Genomic DNA, 21,287 nt, shown 5'->3' on the forward strand with positions numbered 1-21,287 from the left:
CGATGATCGTTCTCTGCGTGCTAGCTTAGCCTAACCTTAATTATCAGGAGGTACATGTGCGTCGCAAGATCCAGGCCATCGCCGGTGTGCTCGCGATCAGCGGTGTTCTGGCGGGCTGCGGCTCCCGGGCCGAAGCGCCGGCGAGCGGGCCGTGGTCCTACACCGACGACCGCGGCACCGTGGTCAACGCCGACAAGCGCCCGGAGCGCGTCGTCGCGCAGGTCTCGGCTGCCGGGGCGCTGAAGGACTTCGGCGTCGAGGCCGTCGGCACCTTCGGGCCGCTGGTGGCCGACGACGGGTCCACCGAGCCGGAGGCGGGCAGCGTCGACCCGGCGAAGGTCACCGACGTGACCGGTCCCTCCTACGGCGAGCTGAACATGGAGCGGCTCGCCTCACTGCACCCGGACCTGCTGGTCAGCGGCAAGTACGCGGAGTTCGCCGGGCTGTGGCACCTGACCCAGGACCAGGAGGAGACGGTCCGGAAGATCGTGCCCACGGTCGGCGTCGAGCAGTCCGGGGTCGCACTCCCGGAAAGCATCCGCAAGTACAGGGAACTGGCCCGCGCGCTCGGCGGGGACGTCGACTCCGAGCGGGTGCGCGCCGACGAGGAGCGGTTCAACGCAGCCGCCCAGCGCCTGCGCGACATCGGCGCCCGCCTGCGCGCCGAGAACCGCACGATCCTCGCAGTCGGTGGCACGCCGCAGGAGTACTTCGTCGTGGTCCCGGGCCGCAACCCGGACCTGGACTACTACACCAAGGAGCTCGGCCTGCCGATCCGCACCCCGGACCACCCCGACACCGCGGGCGGCGGCTACTTCGAGCGGCTGTCGTGGGAGAACGCGAACGCCTACACCGGTGACGTGCTGATGTGGGACACCCGCCGCGCCTCGATGAAGCCCGAGCAGATGAAGCAGAACCCGCTGTTCGCCGCGCAGCCCGCCGCGGCGGCGAACCGCTTCGTCGAGTGGGACGCGGTCGCGCCGATGAGCTACGCCAGCTACGCGCGGATCATGACCAAGCTGGCCGACCAGCTGGAGGCCGCCATGCCCCGGTGACCCCGGGTTTGTCCTCTGTGGACGCCAGCGGCAGTCCGGTCCGCCCGGGCTGCCGCCGCGCGTTCCGGGGAGGAAAATGGGCGGGGCCGTCGAACGGGAGGGCGACGATGGCCACGTCCGCGGGAGTCGACGTCGGTGGCACCTTCACCGACGTGGTCGTGCACGCTTCCGGCCACCGCCCCCGCGCCATCAAAGTGCCCACCACGCCGGACGACCAGGCCGAAGGTGTGCGCGACGGGTTGGCGGTGGCCTGGCCGGAAGGCGCGCTGCACCGGCTGCCGCACGGAAGCACGACCGCGACCAACGCCGTGCTGGAGCGCAAGATCGCGCGCACGGTCCTGGTCACCACCGCCGGGTTCGCCGGCGTCCTGCACATCGCCCGGCAGGACCGGCCCGCGCTCTACGACCTGTTCGCGACCCGGCCGGACCCGCTCGTGCCGCACGAGCTGGTCGTCCCGGTCACCGAGCGGACCGGGCCGGACGGAACCGAGATCGTCGAGCTGACCGACGACGAGGTCGAGCGGGTGGTCGGGGAGGTACGGCGGCTCGAACCGGAATCGGTCGCGGTGAGCCTGCTTTTCGCCTACGCCGACGACTCCCATGAGCAGCGGCTGTGCGAGGCGTTGCGGAGCCTCGACGTCCCGGTGACCCGCTCCAGCGCGCTGCTGCCGGAGTTCCGCGAGTTCGAGCGGGCGTCGACGTGCGTGCTCAACGCCGCGATCGAGCCCGTCATGCGCCGGTACCTGTCCCGGCTGACGAACCGGGTGCCGGAACCGGTGATCACGGTCATGACCTCCAGCGGCGGCACCGCCGGGGTCGAGTTCGCCGCGTCCGCGCCCGTGCACACGCTGCTGTCAGGGCCCGCCGCCGGTGTGGTGGCCGCCGGGGCGGTGGCCCGCTCGGCGGGGTTCGACGACGCGATCGCGTTCGACATGGGCGGGACCTCCACCGACGTCTGCCTGATCAGGGGCGGACATCCCGAGGTCTCGACCTCGTCGCGGATCGCCGGGCTGCCGTTCCGCACCCCGGCGGTCGGAATCCACACCGTCGGTGCGGGCGGCGGCTCGATCGCCTGGATCGACGCGGGCGGTGCGCTGCGCGTCGGCCCGCACTCGGCGGGAGCCGATCCCGGCCCGGCCTGCTACGGGCTCGGCGGACGGGAACCGACCGTGACCGACGCGCACTGCGTGCTCGGGCACCTCGATCCCGGCCGGGAACTCGGCGGCGGGCTGCACCTCGACGTCGCTGCCGCCGAACGGGCTCTCGGCGCGATTTCCGAGTCAGCGCAAGGAGTTCTCGCGGTGGTGCGGGCGACGATGGCCCGTGCGCTGCGCAAGGTCAGCACGGAACGCGGCGTCGACCCGTCCGGTCTCGCGCTGGTCGCCTACGGCGGAGCGGGACCGCTGCACGCGACCGCGCTGGCGCGGGAACTCGGCTGCGCCGCGGTGGTGATCCCGCCCGCGCCGGGCGTGCTCAGCGCGTTGGGCCTGCTGCTGGCCCCGGCCCGCTACGAGGCTTCGCGCACGGTCATGGTCCCGGCCGGGACGGACCTGGGCGAAACGTGGGACCAGCTGTCCGAGGAGGCCCGGCAGGAACTCGAAAAGCAAGGCGTGGCAGGGGAAATCTCCCTGTTCCGGGTGGCCGACGCCCGCTACGCCGGGCAGTCCCACGAACTCCGGCTGGACGTCGGCGGCGAACCGGACCTGACCGAGCTCCTGCACGCGGCGCACGAAAACGCCTACGGGTACGCGATGCGGGACGAACAGGCGGTGATCGTCACCGTGCGGGTCGTCGCGCAGGGCGCGCCGATCCTCGACGAACCACCCCGCGACTGGGATCAAGGAGAGCCCGCGCCGGAAAGCAGCCGGGAGCTCGGGACGACGGGGACCGCGCGGGTCCTCTCGCGGGCCGGGCTGTCCGCCGGGGACCGCGTCACCGGCCCGGCGCTGATCGAGCAGCCCGACAGCACCACGTTGCTCGACCAGGACGAGACGGCAGTGGTCGACGAAGCGGGAAACCTGGTGGTGCGTTTCGATGGCTGAACTGTCCGCAGTGGAGCTTGAGGTGTTCCGGCACGCCCTCGCCGGAGTGGCCGACGAGATGGGAGTCGCGCTCCGGCGCGCAGCGTACTCGCCGAACATCAAGGAGCGCGCGGACTGCTCCGCCGCTGTGTTCGACCCGGACGGAGACATGGTCGCCCAGGCCGAACACATCCCGGTGCACCTGGGCGCGATGCCCGCGAGCGTGCGCGCCGCGCTCGACACCTACGGCGCCCTGTCACCGGGACAGCAGGTCTGCGTCAACGACCCGTACCTCGGCGGAACGCACCTGCCCGACCTCACCATCGTGGCCGCTGTCGGCGATGATGACGGGCGGCTGCTCGGTTATGTGGCCAACCGTGCGCACCACGCCGACGTCGGTGGTGCCGCGCCGGGTTCGATGCCGGCGAACGCGACCGACATCGCGATGGAGGGGGTGCGCATCCCGCCGGTGCTCATCGCCGACGCGGACGGCGAACGCGGCGACATCGTCCGGCTCATCGCGGCGAACTCACGCACGCCCGCGGAACGCCGGGGCGACCTGCGGGCGCAGTTCGCCGCCAACCACGTCGGCGGGGTCCGGCTGCGCGAGCTGGCCTCGCGGCTCGGCGCGTCCGGGCTGGGCGAGGCGATGCGGGCGGTGTGCGACTACTCGGACCGCCGGGTCCGGGCCGCCACGGGGGAAATCCCGGACGGGACCTACCACAGCGCCGACGTGCTGGAGATCGGCGACGGGGTGGCGATCCGCGCGGCGGTCACGGTCGACGGCGACGAGGTCACGATCGACTTCGACGGCAGCGACCCGCAGATCCCGGTCAACTGCAACGCGGTTTTCGCGGTGACGCTGTCCTCGTCGATGTTCGTGTTCCGAATGCTCACCGACCCCGGAGCGCCTCCGAACGCCGGATGCTATCGAGCGCTGCACGTGCGGGCGCCGGAGGGAACCGTGGTGAACCCCCGGTTCCCGGCGCCGACCGCGGCGGGCAACGTCGAGACCAGCCAGCGGATCGTGGACGTCCTGCTCGGCGCGTTCGCGCAGGCGATGCCGGAGCGGGTTCCGGCCGCGAGCCAGGGAACGATGAACAACCTGCTCATCGGCAGCGGGGGAGACAACCCGTTCAGCTACTACGAAACCCTGGCGGGCGGGGAGGGCGGCACCCCGTGGCGGCCGGGGATGTCGGCGGTGCACACGGGCATGACCAACACCCAGAACACCCCGGCCGAGGCGGTGGAACTCGATTACCCGCTGCGGGTCTGGCGCTACGACCTGCGGCCCTCGTCCGGCGGCCGAGGGCGCAACCCCGGCGGGGACGGGCTGGTCCGGGAGATCGAGGCGCTGACCGACTGCACGCTGACCGTGCAGTCCGAGCGCCGGGAACGCGCGCCGTGGGGAATCGCCGGCGGCGCGGACGGAACACCCGGCCGCAACGTCATCGTCCGCTCGGACGGCAGCGAGGAAACCTTGTCCAGCAAGGGCACTTGGTCCCTGCGCCGAGGGGAGCGGGTGCGGGTCGAGACCCCTGGCGGCGGCGGTTGGGGCCGCGCGGGTGGTTGAGCCAGCGGGCGGTTGCCGCGGTGCGGCGAACAACGCTTGAACAACTCGTGTGCGGGCTTCCATCGATCACCCGATACGGGGACAGTGGACACGGGGGTGGTTCGCTGTGGTCACGATCGGTACCTGGAACCTGGAAAACCTGTTCCGTCCCGGCTCGGAAGCGGGACCGGACTCGGATGCCGAGTACGAGGCGAAGCTGGCGGCGTTGGCCGGGACCATCGGCGAGATCGCGCCGGACGTGCTGGCCGTGCAGGAGGTCGGCGACCCGGAGGCGTTGGACGACCTGGTCGGGAAGCTGGACGGCCGGTGGCACACGGCGCTGGCGGAGCCGGACCAGCGCGGGATCCGGGTCGGGTTCCTGGCGCGTTCGGAGACGCGCGGGCTCGACCAGGTCTCGGAGTTCGCCAAGGAGCTCGCGCCGGTGCGGGTGGACGACGACGGCGACACCGTCGACAGCATGGGCAGGCCTGCCCTGCGAGCCGACATCACCGCCGACGGCCTGGAGCTGACGCTGCTGTCCTGCCACCTCAAGTCCAAGCTGCTGACCTACCCCGGCGGCCGGTTCCAGCCCCGCGACGAGGCCGAACGCGCCCGCTACGCGGTCTACGCGCTCAACCGCCGGGCGGCCGAGTCGGCCACGGTCCGCGACGCGGCCACCGAGCTGCTGGACGGGAAGCGACCGCTGGTCGTGCTGGGCGACCTCAACGACGACGAGCACGCCGCGACGACCACGCTGCTGCACGGCCCGCCGGGATCGGAGCTCGGAACCCCGGGGTTCGACCGGCCCGACGCCGGTGACCAGGCCCGGCTGTGGAACCTGGCCACGCTGATCCCGGAGGACCGCAGGCACTCCCGGACCTACAACGGCCGCCCCGAGCTGATCGACCACATCATGGTCAGCCACGCGTTGGTGCGCCGCGTCGGGGAGGTCACGACCATCGACGTCAAGGCGGGGTCGGTGACCGACAACCCCCGTGACCGCAAGGGGAAAGCGGGTTCCGACCACCGCCCGGTGGTTGCGCGGCTGAACGCCTAGGCAGCGGTCAGGCCAGATCCTCCAACACCTGAGCGAACGCCACGGCGTCGGAATCCCCGTCGCGACACCGCACGTACACGCGCCGGTGCAGCGGCGGATCGAGCGCCACCAGCGCGACCCCGGACGGCACGGGCCGGGGAGCGGCCAGCGCGGGCACGACCCCGGCCGTGATCCCCGCCGCGGCCATGGCGAGAACGGTCCCGACGTCGCGAACGACGTGGTCGGGCCGCCAGTCCACGCCGCGGGCGGCGAAGCCCTCGGCGAGCAGCGGTCCGCAGGTCCCGCCGGGATCGGCGACCCCGGCGGCGGCCAGCTCGGCGAGCCCGATCCGGTCGCGGCGGGCCAGCGGGTGCTGGCGGGGCAGGACCGCCACGAACTCGTCGGCGAACGAACAGCAGAGCCCGGGCCCGGGCTCGGTGGTCACCGCCAGGTCGATGGTGTCGTCGGCCAGCCAGGCCGTGAGCTCGTCGTCATCGCCCTGAACGGTCAGCACGTGGCTGTTCGGCCAGTCCCGTCGCAGGCGGGCCACGGCGTCGGGCACGAGCCGGACCATCGCGCTGGCGACCGCCCCGACGCGCAACCGCGGTGGTGATCCGCTGCCCGCCAGCTCCTCGATCTCGCGCAGGTGCGCCACGACGGCCCTGGCGTGCTCGGCGACCTCCCGCCCGAGCGCGGTCAGCTCCGCCCCGCCCGGCCCGCGGTGCACCAGCGGCTCGCCGAAGTGGCGTTCCAGCGCGGCGATGGTCCGGCTGACCGCGGACTGGGTCAGCCCGAGCGCCTGCCCGGCGCGGGTGAAACCGCGCTGCTCGGCGACGGCGAGCAAGGCGCGCAGGTGGCCGACGGTCAGGTCCACCCCGGAGATGATTCCAGCGAATGGCAGCCATGAGCAACAGTCGTTGGACTCATCGGCGCGGGTTCGGCTGTGCTGTTCGGTATGAAGAGGTCGACGACGGTAGTCGCGATGGTGGCGCTGTGGCTGTGCTGGGGTTCGTCGTTCCCGGCGATCCGGGTGATGGTGGCGGAGCTGCCGCCGCTGCTGGCGTCCGGAGCGGTCTTCCTCACGGCCGGGACCGTGCTCGCCGCGACCAGGTCCGGTGCGCTGCGCGGGCTGGACCGCGGGCGGATCGCCACGGCTGCGGGCGTCGGGGTCTGCCTGCTGGGAGCGCAGGGCGCGGTCGCGGTGGCGGCGCGGCACGTCTACGCGAGCACGGCCGCCCTCCTGGTCGCTTCTGTTCCATTGTGGACAGCAGTGTTGCGGGGACTCGTCGGCGACCGGCCGGGCAAAGCGGCATCGCTGAGGCTGCTGGCGGGATTCGCCGGAACAGCAATGGTTATCGCCGGCGACTCCGGTGTGGACTGGTCGTTGTGGAGCTTGGTGGTGGTCGCGGCGGCCGTGGGCTGGGCGGGTGGAACGGTGTGGGCCGCCCGGTCCGATTCCATGCCGGACGCCAGAGCCGCGACCGTCGTGCAGCTGCTCGCCGGTGGACTGGTGCTGCTCGCCGGAGGTTTCCTCGCCGGAGAAGATCTGCCGCCCGGAGCGGTCGACGGGTGGTCGTGGCTCGCGCTGGTGCACCTGGTGCTCGTCGACTCGCTGGCCGGTTTCGCCCTCTACAACCGGCTTTTGCGCACCGCGCCGATCGGGCTGGTCAGCACCTACGCCTACGCCGTCCCGGTCGTCGCCTACCTGATCGGCGTGCTCGTCCTCGGCGAGCCGTTCCGCGCGGTGGTCGTGCTTGGCGCGGCGGTGATCGTGGCCGCGGTCGCCGCCGAGGTCGTCAGCTGTTCCGCATCCAGGTCCCCAGCACCATCAGCGTCTTCGTGCCGGTGATGTTGCCCGAGCGCCGCAGCCGTTCGATGGCCTGCTGGAGGTGGTTGACGTCGCGCACCCGCAGCCAGATCAGCGCGTCCGGGTCGCCCGCGATGGTGAACACCGCCTGCACCTCCGGCAGTGCCGAGGCCGACTGCACGATCTCCTCGCCGGGAGTGGTGCCGAGGTAGCGCAGCTCGGTGAACGCCTCGATGGCCCAGCCCAGCTTGGAGTGGTCGACCTGCACGGTGAACCCGGTGATCACACCGATCTCGCGGAGCCGGTCCACCCGGCGCTTGACCGCCGCCACCGACAGGCCCACCTCGCCGGCCATCTCCGAGAACGTCCGGCGGCCGTCCTCGCGCAGCAGGCGCAGCAGGGAGTGGTCGATCTCGTCCACCACGTCCATGGACTCCTCCAACAGCTTGAGTGAGACCCCGCACTCCGGCCTTGCCCGCGCAAGGCGGGCCCGGAAACGCGAGCTCGCGATGAAAAGATTTTGCGTGATCGAGCCGTCTTCTGGCTAGGTGCTTGCGCCGGATCCGCCTCCGCCGGTGTGCTGTGGCGCAACTCACCGCGAAGCTCGATGGAGACCGCCATGCGCACCGACCTGCCTGCCGTGTCGCTCGACGACAAGTACGCGGCCGACTCCGGCCGAGTGCTGATCTCCGGCATCCAAGCGCTCGTGCGGCTGACGCTGGAACAGCGCCGGCTCGACGAGTCGCGGGGCCTGAACACCGCCGCCTTCGTCTCCGGGTACCAGGGCTCGCCGCTGGGCGGGCTGGACATGGAGATGGGCCGGGCCAAGCGGTTCCTGGAACCGCGCGGCGTGGTGTTCCAGGCCGGGCTCAACGAGGAGCTGGCCGCCACCGCGGTGGCGGGCACCCAGCTGCTGAACCAGGTCCCGGGCCGCCGCCACGACGGGGTCACCGGGTTCTGGTACGGCAAGAACCCCGGCCTGGACCGCGCGGCCGACGCGATCCGGCACGCCAACGTCGCGGGCACCGCCGCGCGCGGCGGAGCGGTGGCCTGGATCGGCGACGACCCGGGCAACAAGTCGTCCACGATCCCCAGCGCCAGCGAGCAGATGTGCCAGAGCATGGCGGTGCCGCTGCTGGCGCCCGGCTCGGTCGCCGAGATCATCGGCTTCGGCCTGCACTCGGTCGCGCTGTCCCGGGCCACCGGGCTGTGGGCCGGGCTCAAGATCGTCGCCGACATCGCCGACGCCTCGGCGACGGTCGACCTGGGCGCCTTCGGGCACGGCGTGCCCGAGCCGCCTGCCACCGAGCGGAACTCCGCCCAGCTGCTCGGCCAGCCCGCGCTGGACGCCGAGCTGGACATGCTGACCAGGCGGCTCGACCTGGCCCGCGCCTACGCCACCGAGCACGGCCTGAACCGGGTCACCTTCAGCGCGCAGCGGGCGACGACCGGCGTGCTGGCCTCCGGACTGGCGCACTCGATCGTCCTGCGCGCGCTGGAGGACATGGGGATCGACGAGGGCGCGATGGACGCCCTGGGCCTGCGGCTGATCCGCATCGGCATGCCGTTCCCGCTCGACCACGGTCACCTGGCGTCGATGGTGGCCGACCTGGACGAGGTCGTCGTGGTGGAGGACAAGACGCCGTACCTGGAGGGCCAGCTCAAGGAAGCGCTCTACGGCCGCGACACCGCGCCGCGGATCGTCGGCCGCCGCGACGAGCGGGGCCGTCCGCTGCTCAGCGCCCGCGGCACCCTCGGCGCCGACGACGTCGCCCGCGCGCTCGGCGCGCGGATCGGCCACGACCGGTTGCCACGGGCCGCCCAGGACTACCTCAGCACCGCCAACCCGCGCCGGTCGCGGATCGAACTGCCCACGGTGGCCGCCCGCACGCCCTACTTCTGCTCGGGCTGTCCGCACAACACCTCCACCCAGGCCGACGACGGCACCCTGGTCGGCGCGGGCATCGGCTGCCACGTGATGGTCCTGCTCGACGGCGCGGGCCGCGGCCACCAGGTCGGCGTGACCCAGATGGGCGGCGAGGGCGCGCAGTGGAACGGTCTCGCGCCGTTCACCGACGACCGGCACTTCGTGCAGAACCTCGGCGACGGCACCTTCCACCACTCCGGCTCGCTGGCGATCCGCGCGGCGGTCGCGGCCGGGGTGAACGTGACTTACAAGCTGCTCTACAACGACGCGGTCGCGATGACCGGCGGCCAGCGCGCGGAGGGCAGGCTCGACATCCCGGCGCTGACCCGCTGGCTGGCGCTCGAAGGCGTCGCGCGGGTGGTCATCACCACCGCGGAACCCAAGTCCTACAAGGGAATCCGGCTCGACCCGCTCGCGACCGTGCGCCACCGCGACGACTTCGCCGACGTGCAGCGGGAACTGGCGGAGGTACCCGGCGTCACGGTGCTGATCCACGACGACCGCTGCGCGGCCGAGGAACGCCGCCTGCGCAAGCGCGGCGCGCTGCCGACGCCCGCGGAGCGGGTCGTGATCAACGAGCGGGTCTGCGAGGGCTGCGGCGACTGCGGGGACAAGTCCACCTGCCTGTCCGTGCAACCGGTGGACACCGAGTTCGGCCGCAAGACCCGGATCCACCAGGCGTCCTGCAACTCCGACTTCACCTGCCTCAAGGGCGACTGCCCGTCGTTCCTGCTCGTCGAGCCGGGAACCCGCAAGCGCCGCGAGGTGCCGGAGCTGCCGGTGGCGCTGCGGGCGCCGGTGAGCAGGCTGCCGGAGGACGGTGTGCTGGTGCGGATGCCCGGCATCGGCGGCACCGGCGTGGTCACGGTCTCGCAGATCCTGCAGATGGCCGCGCACCTTGACGGCCTGCACGCGGCCGGGCTGGAGCAGACCGGGGTCGCGCAGAAGGGCGGCCCGGTCGTCAGCGACGTGCGGATCTCCAAGCAGCCGGTGGCAGGCGCGCTCCGGGCCTCCAAGGCCTCGGTCGACGTCCTGATCGGGTTCGACCTGCTCGGCTCCGCCGCGGAGCAGAACCTCGCGACCTTCGACCAGGGCCGCACCGTGGCGGTGATCAACACCGCGATCGTGCCGACCGCCGCGATGGTGACCAACCGGGTGCCGCGTCCGGGCTCGCCGGACGAGGCGGTCGAGCGGATCGCCGCGGTGTCGGCCGACAACGTCCACCTCGACGCCCTGGGCATGGCGGAATCGCTGTTCGGCGACCACATGCCGGCGAACATGCTGCTGATCGGAGCGGCGTTCCAGCACGGCTGCCTGCCGGTGTCGGAGGCCGCGATCGAGCAGGCGGTCCGGCTCAACGGCGCGGCGGTCGAGACCAACCTCGCCGCGTTCCGCTGGGGCCGCGCGGCGGTGCTCGACCGGGAGGCGGTCGAGCGGGCCCTGGCACCGGAGCCGACGGCCGTCGTCGAGGTCGACGCGCGGTCCCGGGAACTGGCGAGCGGCACGGAGGGCGAGCTGCGCTCGGTGCTGGAAACCCGCATCGCCGACCTCACCGGCTACCAGGACGAGAAGTACGCCGACCGCTACGCGACGGACGTCCGCCGGGTCGCGCGGCTGGCGCGGGAACAGGCGGGCGCCGAAGGCGAGCGCGTGGCGGTCGCCTACGCCCGCGGGCTGCACAAGCTGATGGCGTACAAGGACGAGTACGAGGTGGCGCGCCTGCACCTCGACACCGTCGAGAAGGCGCGGCTGGACGACGAGTTCGGCGCGGACGCGTCGGTCTCGGTGCTCCTGCACCCGCCGGTGCTGCGCGCGCTGGGCATGAAGCGCAAGCTGCGGCTGCGCCGCTCCGCCGAGCTGACCTTCCGCGCGCTGCGGGCGGCCCGCCGGCTGCGCGGGACCGACCTGGACATCTTCGGCTACGCCAAGGTCCGCCGGACCGAGCGGCAGCTCATCGCCGAGTACCGGGACCTGGTCGGGCAGGCGCTGCGGCACCTCGACGCCGACCGGGTCGACGCCGTCACCGAGATCGCCGAACTGCCCGACCTGGTGCGGGGTTACGAGGACATCAAGCTCGCGGGCGTGGAGAAGTTCCGGCAGCGGGCCGCCGAACTGCTCAGCTCGCTGGCCGGGCAGGGCTGAGATGCGGCCCTGCACCTGCCTGTGCAACCAGGCCGGGCACGTCGACCGGTGCCAGGGGAGTCCGGAGCAGGGGCTCCGGCTCCCCGAGGGCTGGCCGGTGCTGATGCCCTCGCGGGAGACCTGCCGGGCCTGCTACCAGGCGGCCGTGCGGGCCACGGCGCGGCGGAGCTGAGCCCGTCGGCGGCGGGTACGGTGAGAGCGTTCCACGTTCTCCACGCGAAGGAAACGCCCCATGGCACCGTCGATCGCCACCGCCGACCGAGTCGACCGCGACGCGCTGCTGGAGTTCCTGCGGCCCCGCCACCGCGGGCTGCTGGCCACCACCCGCGCCGACGGCAGGCCGCAGCTGTCCCCGGTCACCTGCGGTGTCGACACCGACGGCCGGATCGTGGTCTCGACCTACCCGCAGCGGGTCAAGGCCCGCAACGCCCGCCGCGACCCGAACGTCTCGATCTGCGTGCTCTCCGAGGACTGGGACGGCCCGTACGTCCAGGTCGACGGGCAGGCCGAGGTGCTGGACATGCCGGCGGCGGCGGACGGCCTGGTGGAGTACTTCCGCTGCATCTCCGGCGAGCACCCGGACTGGGACGAGTACCGCGAGGCGATGGCGCGGCAGAACAAGAGCCTGCTGCGGATCTCCATCGAGCGCTGGGGTCCGATCGCGACCGGCGGTTTCCCGCCCGAGCTCGCGAAGAGCTGATCCGGCTCAGCCCACGGGCTCGGCCACCGCGGCCCGCCCGCGCACGGCGGGCACGGTGAGGGCGGCGGCCACCAGGAGCGCGACGGCACCGGGCAGTCCCAGCCAGACCGGGGTCATCCAGTTCTGGAGCAGGCCGCCCAGCGCTCCGCCCAGCGCGATACCGGCGTAGATGGACGCCGAGTTCAGGCCGAGCAGGACAGGGCCGGCGCTCGGCGCCAGCGCGACCAGCCGATGTTGTTGCGGCACAACGGGAAACCCGACCGCGATTCCCCACAGCGCCGCCCAGACCAGCGTGCTCGCGAGGTGCGTCGCCACCAGCGGCGTGATCGCCAGCAGCAGGGCGGAGGCGGCAAGACCCGCCAGCAGCAGCCGTTGCGGGGCGTGGCGGTCGGAGAGCCTGCCGACCAGCAGGTTGCCCGCGACCGTGCCGAGCCCCCACACGAACAGGATCGTGGTGAGCAGCACCGGTGAACCGCCGGTCACCCCGGCCAGCGCGGGCGCGATGTAGGGGTAGAGCACGTACATCCCGACCATGGCCAACCCCGTGACCAGGACGATGCCGATCACCTCCGGCCTGCGCAGCGGGGCGATCCGGTCGCGCAGTCCGGCGGCGGGGAGCGAGATCGCGGGCAGGCCCAGCGCGATTCCCGCGGCGGAGACCAGCCCGAGCCCGGCCACCGCCCACAGCGCGAGCCGCCAGTCGGCGCCACCGATGAGCGTGCCCAGGGGGAGCCCGAGCGCGGTGGCCGTCATCAGCCCGCCCATGACGAACGACAGCGCCCGCCCGCGCCGCTCCGGCGGGGCGATCACGGCCGCGGTGCTGGCGGCGGCGGAGTTGATGATGCCCGCGCCCGCCGCGGTCAGGACGCGGGAGGCCAGGGCGAGACCGTAGCTGTCGGCCAGCGCGGTCAGGGCGTTGCCCGCGGTGAACACGCCCAGCGCGAGCAGCAGTGCCGCGCGGCGGTCGAGGGTGCTTGTCGCCGCGCCCAGCACCGGTGCGGCGATCGCGAGGGTCAGGGCGAACGCGGACACCAGCTGTCCGGCGGCCGGGATGGTCACGTCGAGATCGGTGGCGATGGCCGGCAGCAGTCCGGCGATGACGAACCCGTCGGTGCCGACGGCGAAGGTGGCCAGCGCGAGCGGAAGAAGCCGTAGGTACACGACCCTGCTCCTTGCAGTAGGAAAGTTGGGCGATCATCAAACTAACAATCGGTTTGATGATTGTCCAACTATCCGAGTGAGGTATCCTGCGGGACGATGAAAGCGCAGGTGAGCTGATGCGTGGGCTGTTCCACCCGGCGAAGCAGGACATCGCTCTGGCGCAGGTCATGCATGCGCTGTCCGACCCGGTGCGGCTGGAGCTGCTGGCCCGGGTCGCCGCGGTCGACGGTGAACCGTGCACCGCTGTCGCGGGCGACATCGACGTGCACAAGTCGACGCTGTCGCACCACTACCGCGTGCTCCGCGAGGCGGGGCTGACGATGACCACTGTGGACGGACGAACCCGGGTGGTCCGGCTCCGGCGCGACGATCTGGACGATCTCTTCCCCGGTCTGCTGGACGCGGTGCTCGCGGCGTTCCGGAAGCACGGCGCCTGACGCTCCGGGAAGCGCAGCACCGCGCTGGCGCTTGTGGGGCATCGTCAAAGTTGTTACGCCCCAATGAATTCGTTCCTGCGCGCAGTTGAATCGTCCTTGCCCCGTGCGCGCGGTTTGTTGTAGCGTCTGCGCTCGCAAGCGAGGGGGTCGCTGCACTGGGGTCGAAGGGGAGATAACAGCGGTTGCGCTGACGGCTTTTCGTGCGTGTTGGCACGAGCCGCCGCGCACCGTTCGCGGCTTCGCGGCCTTCCTCGTTTCATCGCACGCGAATCTGACCGCGAAGCGTAGGGGGAATCATCCATGGACTGGCGACCGGCCGAGTCCCTGAACACATTGATCGCGGAGTTGGACGCGTTGGCGCCCCGGCGGTCCCGGGCGTCCGACGGCCTGAAGGGGGATGCGGCGCACCAGAGCCGGCGTTCGGACCACAACCCGAACACCGCCGGTGTGGTCTGCGCGGCGGATCTGACCCATGATCCGGCGAACGGCGCGGACATGGACCGGATCTCCGACCACCTCATCGCCCACCGGCACCCGGCGCTGAAGTACGTGATCTTCAACCGGCTCATCGCCGGTGCGCACACCGGGTGGAACTGGCAGCGGTACGAGGGAAATCCGCACTCCCAGCACATGCACGTGTCGGTCGGTGCCGGCGAGGACGGGCAGTCGACCGGACCTTACGACGACCGGGCGCCCTGGGGGCTCGCCCAGGTGTCGGCGCCGCCGCCCGGCAACCAGCCGCCGGTGCCGCCGCAGCACCAGGCTCCGGCTCCACCGCAGCACCAGGTTCCGGCTCCACCGCAGCAGCCGCCTGCCCCACCGGCACCGCCGCAGCAGCTGGCGCAGTTCACCACGTGGGGCAGCGGAGTCCGCCTGCACACCAAGCCGTCGACGAAGTCGTCGGTGGTGCGCACGCTGGACGGCCCGACTCCGGTGCGGGTCGAGTACCAGGTGCACGGGGAGCGGATCACGGCGGAGGGCATCACCAACGACGGCTGGGCTTTCATCCCGGACCTGGGCGGCTTCCTGAGCAACATCTACATCGACGTGGTCGAGGAATGGCTGCCCGGTGTTCCGGAGGACGAGGAGGAGGACCGTCCGGCCCCGCCGTCCGGCAATCAACCGCCGCCTCCGCCAGGCACTCAACCGCCTCCGCCCGGGCATCAGCCCCCGCCGCCCGGTAGCCAACCGCCGCCTCCGCCGGGGAATGAGCCACCGCCCGGCAGCCAGCCTCCGCCCCCGCCGGGGAATCAGCCGCCTCCGCCGGGCACCCAACCGCCTCCGCCCGGCAACCAGCCGCCCCCGCCCGGGAACCAGCCCCCGCCCCCGCCGCCGGGCAACCCGCCGGCGCCGGGCCCGCTGCCCGCGGTCCCGGGGCACACCCCGGAGCAGGTCGGCAACGCCAAGATCATCATCGACACCGGGAAGCGGCACCGGATTCCGGAGCAGGGGCTGGTGATCGCGGTCGCGACCGCGCGCCAGGAGTCGTCGCTGCGCAACATCGAGCACGGCGACGCGGCCGGGCCGGACTCGTGCGGGCTGTTCCAGCAGCGCACGTCCCAGGGCTGGGGCACCAGGGAGCAGTGCCTGAACCCGGTCCTGGCGGCCGAGGCGTTCTACGGCGTCGCGCCGCACACCAACAACCCCGGGCTGCTCCAGATCCCCGGCTGGGACCGGATGCCGATCTCGCGGGCCGCGCAGTCGGTGCAGCGCTCCGCACTGCCGGACGCCTACGCCAAGCACGAGGATGAAGCCCGCATGCTCGTGCAGACGTTGAAGTAAGCGCACCATTCCGGGCATTCCAGGGTCGCGTGCGGCAGTCGGCCGCACGCGACCGTTCCGGCCGACTAGAAGTTAGGTTTTGCCGTTTATGCGCTTTCCGCGATTCTCCGCGTCCGCCGCCTGCCTGACCGCCGCCATCGCGCTCACCTCCTGCGCCGGAGGCGGGCCCGGCTCCGGCGCCCCGATGCCGTCGGCTCCCGGTGCGGGGGTGTCCGAGCAACCGGCCCCGTCCTCGGCGGAGACCTCGTCGGTGGAAACGTCGTCGGAGACGACCTCGGCGGAGACCTCCGAACCGGCCACCTCGCGGGAGGAACCGGGCGGAGGTGAACCGTGCCGGGCAGGCCAGGTCAAGGCCGCGCTGGACCCGAGCGCTCTCGCGGACATGCCACCGCCCGACGCCTCGGGGCACAGCTCCACCCAGGTCGAGTTCACCAACAACGGCGGCGTCGAGTGCACGCTGCAGGGCTACAGCGAGTTCGTGATGGTCGACGCCCAGGGCGAGCCGCTGCCGACCGACAGGTTGCAGAAGTCCGGCGTGCCGGCGGAAACCGTCTCGCTGCCGCCCGGCGGGTCGGCCAGCACGTACCTGGAATGGAGCATCTTCGACAGCGAGCAGCGACCCGGTTGCTACGAACCGGACCTGATCCGGCTGACCCTCCCGGGAGACCAGGAGCGGATCGCGGTGCCGTGGCGCCTCGGGGCGTACTGCGGAGCCATCACCGAGAGCCCGTTCGTCGCCTCCTGACGGCAGCTTCCTGGCGGTGCTGTTCTTCGAGCGCCGCCAGGAACCGCGAACGCCGCACCGCCGAAGCCGAGCTCCTCAGCCGCGGGCGATCCCGCGTTCGACGCTGATGTCGACGTTCCGGGTGACCCGCCCGCGCCGGCGCAGTTCCTCCAGGAACAGCACGATTTCGGCGGCCACGCTGCGATGTCCCGCGTCGTTGAGCACGTCGTGCTTGCCGCCTTCGACGCTGACCAGCCGGGAATGCGGCAGCCGCGCGTACTGGTGGCGGATCCTGGACCGGGGGCTGATCACGTCGTCCGACCCGTGCAGGCCGAGCACGGGAACGGTCACCCCGGAGATGTCGGGCGCGTCGTGCCACTGCGGTGGGACAGCGCTCTGCAACGTCCCGCCACCGTTTTCGGTCAACCGCCGCTGGTGCGTCGGGCAGGACGTGCGTGCCGCGAGTTCTTCCTCCCACGAAGGGAAATGCGGGGCCTGCACGTCGCCCGGAAGCCCGGCGAGGACCAGTGCGTGCGGGGTGATCGTGCGCTGCGCGGCGAGTCGCAGCGCGAGCAGGGCCCCGGTGTCCGATCCCGCGAGCACGCGGGGAGCCGGGTCGGTCTCGTCGGCGAACAGCTCCTTGAGCCGGGTCGTCACCGCGTCCGGGGCGGCGGTGGCGTCACTGACGACCCGCACCCGGTAGGCGTCAGCGGACAACCGCAGGCCGAGCCGTTCGTAGACGGCCGGGCTTTCGCCCCGGCCGACCGCGAGGACGAACGTTCCTCGCGGGTAGAGCCCGTCGGGTTCGTTCCAGGACGCGACGTCGTTCATGTCGTCTCTCCACTGTGGTCGTTGGTGAGCTGGGGCGTTGTCGAGCTGGTGCCTAGCGGCTGACGGCGGACGGTTCGGCCTGCTGCGGGGTTTCGGTGCCGGTGAGTTCGAGGTCGCGTTCCCGCACGGCCAGCGCGGCGACAACGCCGATCACGCCGGTGAACGCGAGATATCCGCAAGCAAGCCAGGGCGCGCCGCCACCGGCGGCCAGCAGCGACGTGACGATCAGCGGTGTGAGGCCGGAGGCGTAGATCCCGGAGAACTGGTAGATGAACGACATCCCGCTGTAGCGCATCCGCACCGGGCTGAGCTGGGCGTAGAACGTTCCCTGCGGTGCGTAGAGCACGGCGTGCACGACCCCCAGCACGAGCACGATGACCACTCCGGCGAGCAGCGGATCCCGGGTCTGGAAAGCCAGGAAGGCCGGGTACACCGAGACCGCGTAGAGCCCGGCTCCGAGCGCGTAGGTCCGGCGCGGCGTCCAGCTGTCGGCGTACCGGCCGAAAACCGGGATCAGCACGGCCAGGACGATCGACGCCGCCATGATCGCGATCAGGACGTCGGTGCGGGGCAGCGCGAGGGTGGAGGTGGCGTAGGAGATGAAGAACACCGCCCAGGTGTTGAACGCCGCGCCCTCCGCCCACCTGGACAGCAGGCCCAGCAAGGTGTTGCGCCGCAACACCTTTCCGCGGAACAGCTCGGCGAACGGGATGCGCGCCGCACCCTGCGCGGCCTGCATCTCCCGGAACGCCGGGGTTTCCCGCACCTTCAGCCGGATCGCGAGCCCGACGAACACGAGCACGATGCTCAGCCCGAAGGCGATTCTCCAGCCGTAGTCCAGGAACTGCTGGTCGTCCAGAGCGTTTCCCAGCAGTGCGAACAGGCCCGTGCCCAGGCCGAGGCCGAGCGCGAGCCCGATCTGCGGCCAGGCGCCGTAGCGGGCGCGGCGGCCCGGCGGCGCGTACTCGACCGACATCAGGATCGCGCCCGCCCATTCGCCGCCGATGGCCAGTCCCTGGAACAGGCGGAGCACGACCAGCAGCGTCGGCGCCCACATCCCCACCTGCTGGTAGGTCGGCAGCGCACCCATGGCCGCGGTCGCCAGGCCCATCACCACCATCGTCGTGACCAGCGTGCGCTTCCGCCCGATCCGGTCGCCGATGTGTCCGAACAGGACTCCGCCAAGCGGACGGGCGACGAAACCGACGAAGAACGTCACAAACGCCAGCATCGTCCCGACGTACGGGTCGGCGCTGGGGAAGAAGAGCTTGTCGAAGACGAGCCCGGCCGCGGTGCTGTACAGGAAGAAGTCGTACCACTCGACAGTGGTGCCGATGACGCTGGAGACCAGGACCGTGCGGACGTTGCCGGGCCGGTCGCTCCGGGAGGAACGCGATTGGTGCACGGACCGGAGAGTCGCACATCCGGATGGCGCAGGGACCCGGTGTCCGAGGAGTGAAACGGCTGCTCCCGGCGGTTGACACCCCACTGCGGGCTTTGGTCGGATGAGCTCGTGTTCCCGGGGAGCCGACTGACCAGGCGCCGCCACGTTGACTTCGTCCGCGTGGTGGCACAGGCGTGTCGCCGCTCCTGATCACCCGCAACTCGGAGATTTCCGCGCCGGATTCCTGAAACCGGCGGTCTCCTCCTTCTTCCCCGGGACGTCCCGCTCGCGTTCCGGCATGCCCTGATCACGCCATCCACGGGAGACAGCCATGTCCACCGACGCATCCGAACCGCTCAAGTTCGCCTACTGGGTGCCCAACGTCAGCGGCGGTCTGGTCACCAGCACGATCGAGCAGCGGACCAGCTTCGACTTCGACTACAACCGGCGGCTCGCCCAGCTCGCCGAGCGGAACGGCTTCGAATACGCCCTGAGCCAGGTCCGCTACGCCTCCAGCTACGGCGCGGCCCAGCAGCACGACCCGGCCGCCTTCAGCCTCGGCCTGCTGCTGGCGACCGAGCGCCTGAAGCTCATCGTCGCCGCGCATCCTGGCCTGTGGCACCCGGCGATCCTGGCGAAGTACGGGATCACCGCCGACATCCTTTCGCAGGGCAGGTTCGCGGTGAACATCGTCAGCGGCTGGTTCAAGGACGAGTTCACCGGCCTCGGCGAACCGTGGCTGGAGCACGACGAGCGCTACCGGCGGACCGAGGAGTTCATCCGGGTCCTGCGCGGGCTGTGGACCGGGCCGGACTTCGAGTTCCGCGGCGACTTCTACCGCATCCACGACTTCAGCCTGCGCCCGCAGCCGTTCGAGGTGCCCGGCCGCCCGCACCCGGAGATCTTCCAGGGCGGCAACTCCACCGCCGCGCGCGTGCTGGCGGGCCGGGTGTCGGACTGGTACTTCAGCAACGGCAAGGACTTCGAAGGTTTCTCCGAGCAGGTGGCCGACGTCAACGCGCACGCGGCGGACAACGGCCGGACCGTGAAGTTCGGCCTGAACGCCTTCGTGATCGCCCGCGACACCGAGGCGGAGGCGCGCGAGGTGCTGCGGGAGATCATCGACAAGGCCGACACCGAGGCCGTGGAGGGCTTCCGGAAGTCGGTCCAGCAGGCAGGAAAGTCCACTTCGGACGGAAAGGGCATGTGGGCCGACTCGGAGTTCGCGGACCTGGTGCAGTACAACGACGGATTCCGCACCGGGCTGATCGGGACGCCGGAGCAGATCGCCCACCGCATCGTCGAGTACAAGAAGCGGGGCGCGAACCTGCTGCTGCTCGGGTTCCTGCACTACCTGGAGGACGTGGAGTACTTCGGCAGCCGGGTGCTGCCGATCGTCCGCGAGCTGGAAGCCGACCTGGACCAGCCGGTCGGTGTCTGACCACCTGGTGAACAGCACAACCGGAAAGGGAGTGAGTGCGTTGACGAGGACCGAGCACACGGCCGACTGGACCACCAGGCCGACCACCGCGCAGGGCTGGATCGACCGCGCCGGGGAGGTCGCCGCGGTGCTCGCGGTCGACGTCCTGGAGCGCGACCGCGCCAACCGCACCCCGCACGCGGAGGTGCAGCTGCTTAAGGACTCCGGGCTGGTGACCCTGCTGGGGCCGGTCGAGCACGGCGGGGCGGGCCAGACCTGGTCGACCGCGTACCGGGTCACCCGCGAGGTGGCCAGGGGCGACGGCTCGATCGGGCAGCTGCTCGGCTACCACTACCTGTGGGCCTGGGCGGCCCGGCTGGTGGCCACCGACGAGCAGATCGCGGCCGTGGAGGAGCTGTACACGACCAACAACTTCTTCTTCGGCGGCGCGGTCAACCCGCGCGACGAGGACCTGGTCATCACCGACGAGGGCGACGAGATCGTCTACAACGGACGGAAGGCGTTCTCCACCGGAAGCAAGGTGTCGGACCTGACCGTGCTCGAAGGCGTGCTCCAGGGCACGAACGACCACATCTTCGCCATCGTCCCGTCCAAACAGGACGGGATCGTGTTCAACGACGACTGGGACAACATCGGCCAGCGGCTGACCGAGTCGGGCAGCGTGGAGATCACCGACGTCCGGGTGCCGTGGGCCTCGGCAGCGGGGTACGTGGACAAGAAGTTCCGGCCGCTGGCCTACAACACCCTGAACGTGCCGACGATCCAGCTGGTCTTCGCGAACTTCTACCTGGGCATCGCGCAGGGTGCGCTGGAGGCCGCGACTTCCTACACCAGGGACAGGACCCGTCCGTGGCCCTACGGCGGGGACAACAAGGAACGGGCGGCAGACGAGTTCCACGTCCTCGACACCTACGGAGACCTCCAGTCGAAGCTGTGGGCGGCGGAGGCGTTGGTCGACAAGGCGGGCACGGCCATCGAGGAAGTGCTGCACGCCGACCGGGAGTCGGTGACGCCCGAGCAGCGGGGCCGGGTGGCGGTGCTGGTGGCCGCCGCGAAGCAGCGGATCGCCGACACCGGCCTGGAGATCGCGACGAGGATCTTCGAGGTGACCGGTGCGCGTGCGAGTGCGAGCAAGGTGGGCCTGGATCTGTACTGGCGCAACCTGCGCACGCACACCTTGCACGACCCGGTGGCCTACAAGCGGGCCGAGGTCGGGCGGTACGCGCTGCTCGGGGAGATCCCCGAGCCGACCTGGTACACCTGATCGCCTCTCGCGGAGGGCCGGGC

Annotated in this window: 18 protein-coding genes; 13 read left to right on the plus strand and 5 right to left on the minus strand. The window is 71.6% G+C overall.

Going from position 1 to position 21,287, the window contains the following annotated elements:
- Window positions 1-56: 56 nt before the first annotated feature.
- From ABD691_RS01820 to ABD691_RS01835, 4 genes are all read left to right on the plus strand, one after another.
- The gene (locus ABD691_RS01820; RefSeq protein ID WP_344677547.1) at window positions 57-1,055 is read left to right on the plus strand and encodes an ABC transporter substrate-binding protein; all 999 of its coding nucleotides are present in this window, start codon (window positions 57-59) and stop codon (window positions 1,053-1,055) included.
- A 107-nt stretch (window positions 1,056-1,162) separates the two neighbouring features.
- Window positions 1,163-3,097, plus strand: a complete 1,935-nt coding sequence (locus tag ABD691_RS01825; protein ID WP_344677548.1) for a hydantoinase/oxoprolinase family protein — start codon at window positions 1,163-1,165, stop codon at window positions 3,095-3,097.
- Window positions 3,090-4,649 carry a hydantoinase B/oxoprolinase family protein gene (locus ABD691_RS01830; RefSeq protein WP_344677549.1) on the plus strand — a complete coding sequence of 520 codons (1,560 nt, stop codon included), beginning with the start codon at window positions 3,090-3,092 and terminating at the stop codon, window positions 4,647-4,649. The genes ABD691_RS01825 and ABD691_RS01830 overlap by 8 nt, the downstream gene beginning before the upstream one ends.
- A 106-nt stretch (window positions 4,650-4,755) precedes the next feature.
- Window positions 4,756-5,685 (plus strand): endonuclease/exonuclease/phosphatase family protein, encoded by a 930-nt coding sequence (locus ABD691_RS01835; protein ID WP_344677551.1) that lies wholly within the window; start codon window positions 4,756-4,758, stop codon window positions 5,683-5,685.
- A gap of 7 nt (window positions 5,686-5,692) precedes the next feature.
- Here ABD691_RS01835 and ABD691_RS01840 read toward each other — a convergent pair whose 3' ends face one another.
- Window positions 5,693-6,538, minus strand: coding sequence for a LysR family transcriptional regulator (locus ABD691_RS01840; protein WP_344677552.1), 846 nt, complete (start codon window positions 6,536-6,538; stop codon window positions 5,693-5,695).
- 81 nt (window positions 6,539-6,619) lie between these two features.
- On the opposite strand from ABD691_RS01840, the gene ABD691_RS01845 reads away from it, so the two are divergent.
- Complete coding sequence (locus tag ABD691_RS01845; RefSeq protein WP_344677553.1) at window positions 6,620-7,513, plus strand: EamA family transporter; 894 nt, start codon at window positions 6,620-6,622, stop codon at window positions 7,511-7,513.
- Here the strand turns inward: ABD691_RS01845 and ABD691_RS01850 are convergent.
- Window positions 7,461-7,901: an Lrp/AsnC family transcriptional regulator gene (locus tag ABD691_RS01850; RefSeq protein ID WP_344677554.1), complete on the minus strand. Its 441-nt coding sequence runs from the start codon at window positions 7,899-7,901 to the stop codon at window positions 7,461-7,463. The two genes, ABD691_RS01845 and ABD691_RS01850, sit on opposite strands and share 53 nt — an antisense overlap.
- A 189-nt stretch (window positions 7,902-8,090) precedes the next feature.
- Here ABD691_RS01850 and ABD691_RS01855 point away from each other — a divergent pair, with 189 nt between their 5' ends.
- From ABD691_RS01855 to ABD691_RS01865, 3 genes are read left to right on the plus strand one after another with little or no spacing between them, the layout of a single operon-like run.
- Complete coding sequence (locus ABD691_RS01855; protein WP_344677555.1) at window positions 8,091-11,540, plus strand: indolepyruvate ferredoxin oxidoreductase family protein; 3,450 nt, start codon at window positions 8,091-8,093, stop codon at window positions 11,538-11,540.
- Between the two features lies 1 nt (window position 11,541).
- A complete protein-coding gene (locus ABD691_RS01860) occupies window positions 11,542-11,712 on the plus strand; it encodes a hypothetical protein (RefSeq protein WP_344677556.1) in 171 nt (56 codons plus the stop codon).
- 60 nt (window positions 11,713-11,772) lie between these two features.
- Window positions 11,773-12,240, plus strand: coding sequence for a PPOX class F420-dependent oxidoreductase (locus ABD691_RS01865; RefSeq protein WP_344677557.1), 468 nt, complete (start codon window positions 11,773-11,775; stop codon window positions 12,238-12,240).
- A 6-nt stretch (window positions 12,241-12,246) separates the two neighbouring features.
- Here ABD691_RS01865 and ABD691_RS01870 read toward each other — a convergent pair whose 3' ends face one another.
- The gene (locus ABD691_RS01870; protein ID WP_344677558.1) at window positions 12,247-13,401 is read right to left on the minus strand and encodes an MFS transporter; all 1,155 of its coding nucleotides are present in this window, start codon (window positions 13,399-13,401) and stop codon (window positions 12,247-12,249) included.
- Between the two features lie 116 nt (window positions 13,402-13,517).
- Here ABD691_RS01870 and ABD691_RS01875 point away from each other — a divergent pair, with 116 nt between their 5' ends.
- The 3 genes from ABD691_RS01875 (at window position 13,518) to ABD691_RS01885 (ending at window position 16,365) form a co-directional block, all read left to right on the plus strand.
- Window positions 13,518-13,838, plus strand: a complete 321-nt coding sequence (locus ABD691_RS01875; protein ID WP_344677560.1) for an ArsR/SmtB family transcription factor — start codon at window positions 13,518-13,520, stop codon at window positions 13,836-13,838.
- A gap of 300 nt (window positions 13,839-14,138) precedes the next feature.
- Complete coding sequence (locus ABD691_RS01880) at window positions 14,139-15,620, plus strand: hypothetical protein (protein ID WP_344677561.1); 1,482 nt, start codon at window positions 14,139-14,141, stop codon at window positions 15,618-15,620.
- A gap of 88 nt (window positions 15,621-15,708) precedes the next feature.
- Window positions 15,709-16,365 (plus strand): DUF4232 domain-containing protein, encoded by a 657-nt coding sequence (locus ABD691_RS01885; RefSeq protein ID WP_344677562.1) that lies wholly within the window; start codon window positions 15,709-15,711, stop codon window positions 16,363-16,365.
- A 75-nt stretch (window positions 16,366-16,440) separates the two neighbouring features.
- Here ABD691_RS01885 and ABD691_RS01890 read toward each other — a convergent pair whose 3' ends face one another.
- Both ABD691_RS01890 and ABD691_RS01895 read right to left on the minus strand, forming a co-directional pair.
- Entirely contained in the window at window positions 16,441-17,175 is a 735-nt protein-coding gene (locus ABD691_RS01890) for an alpha/beta hydrolase (RefSeq protein WP_344677563.1), read from the minus strand.
- A gap of 52 nt (window positions 17,176-17,227) precedes the next feature.
- Window positions 17,228-18,580 carry an MFS transporter gene (locus ABD691_RS01895; RefSeq protein ID WP_344677564.1) on the minus strand — a complete coding sequence of 451 codons (1,353 nt, stop codon included), beginning with the start codon at window positions 18,578-18,580 and terminating at the stop codon, window positions 17,228-17,230.
- Window positions 18,581-18,890: 310 nt separating this feature from the next.
- Between ABD691_RS01895 and sfnG the strand changes: the two genes are divergently transcribed.
- Window positions 18,891-20,000, plus strand: a complete 1,110-nt coding sequence (gene sfnG / locus ABD691_RS01900; RefSeq protein ID WP_344677565.1) for a dimethylsulfone monooxygenase SfnG — start codon at window positions 18,891-18,893, stop codon at window positions 19,998-20,000.
- A gap of 40 nt (window positions 20,001-20,040) precedes the next feature.
- Window positions 20,041-21,264, plus strand: coding sequence for an acyl-CoA dehydrogenase family protein (locus ABD691_RS01905; RefSeq protein WP_344677566.1), 1,224 nt, complete (start codon window positions 20,041-20,043; stop codon window positions 21,262-21,264).
- The last annotated feature ends 23 nt before the right edge of the window (window positions 21,265-21,287 follow it).

This window comes from Saccharopolyspora taberi (assembly GCF_039534165.1).
Classification (GTDB): Bacteria; Actinomycetota; Actinomycetes; order Mycobacteriales; family Pseudonocardiaceae; genus Saccharopolyspora_D; species Saccharopolyspora_D taberi.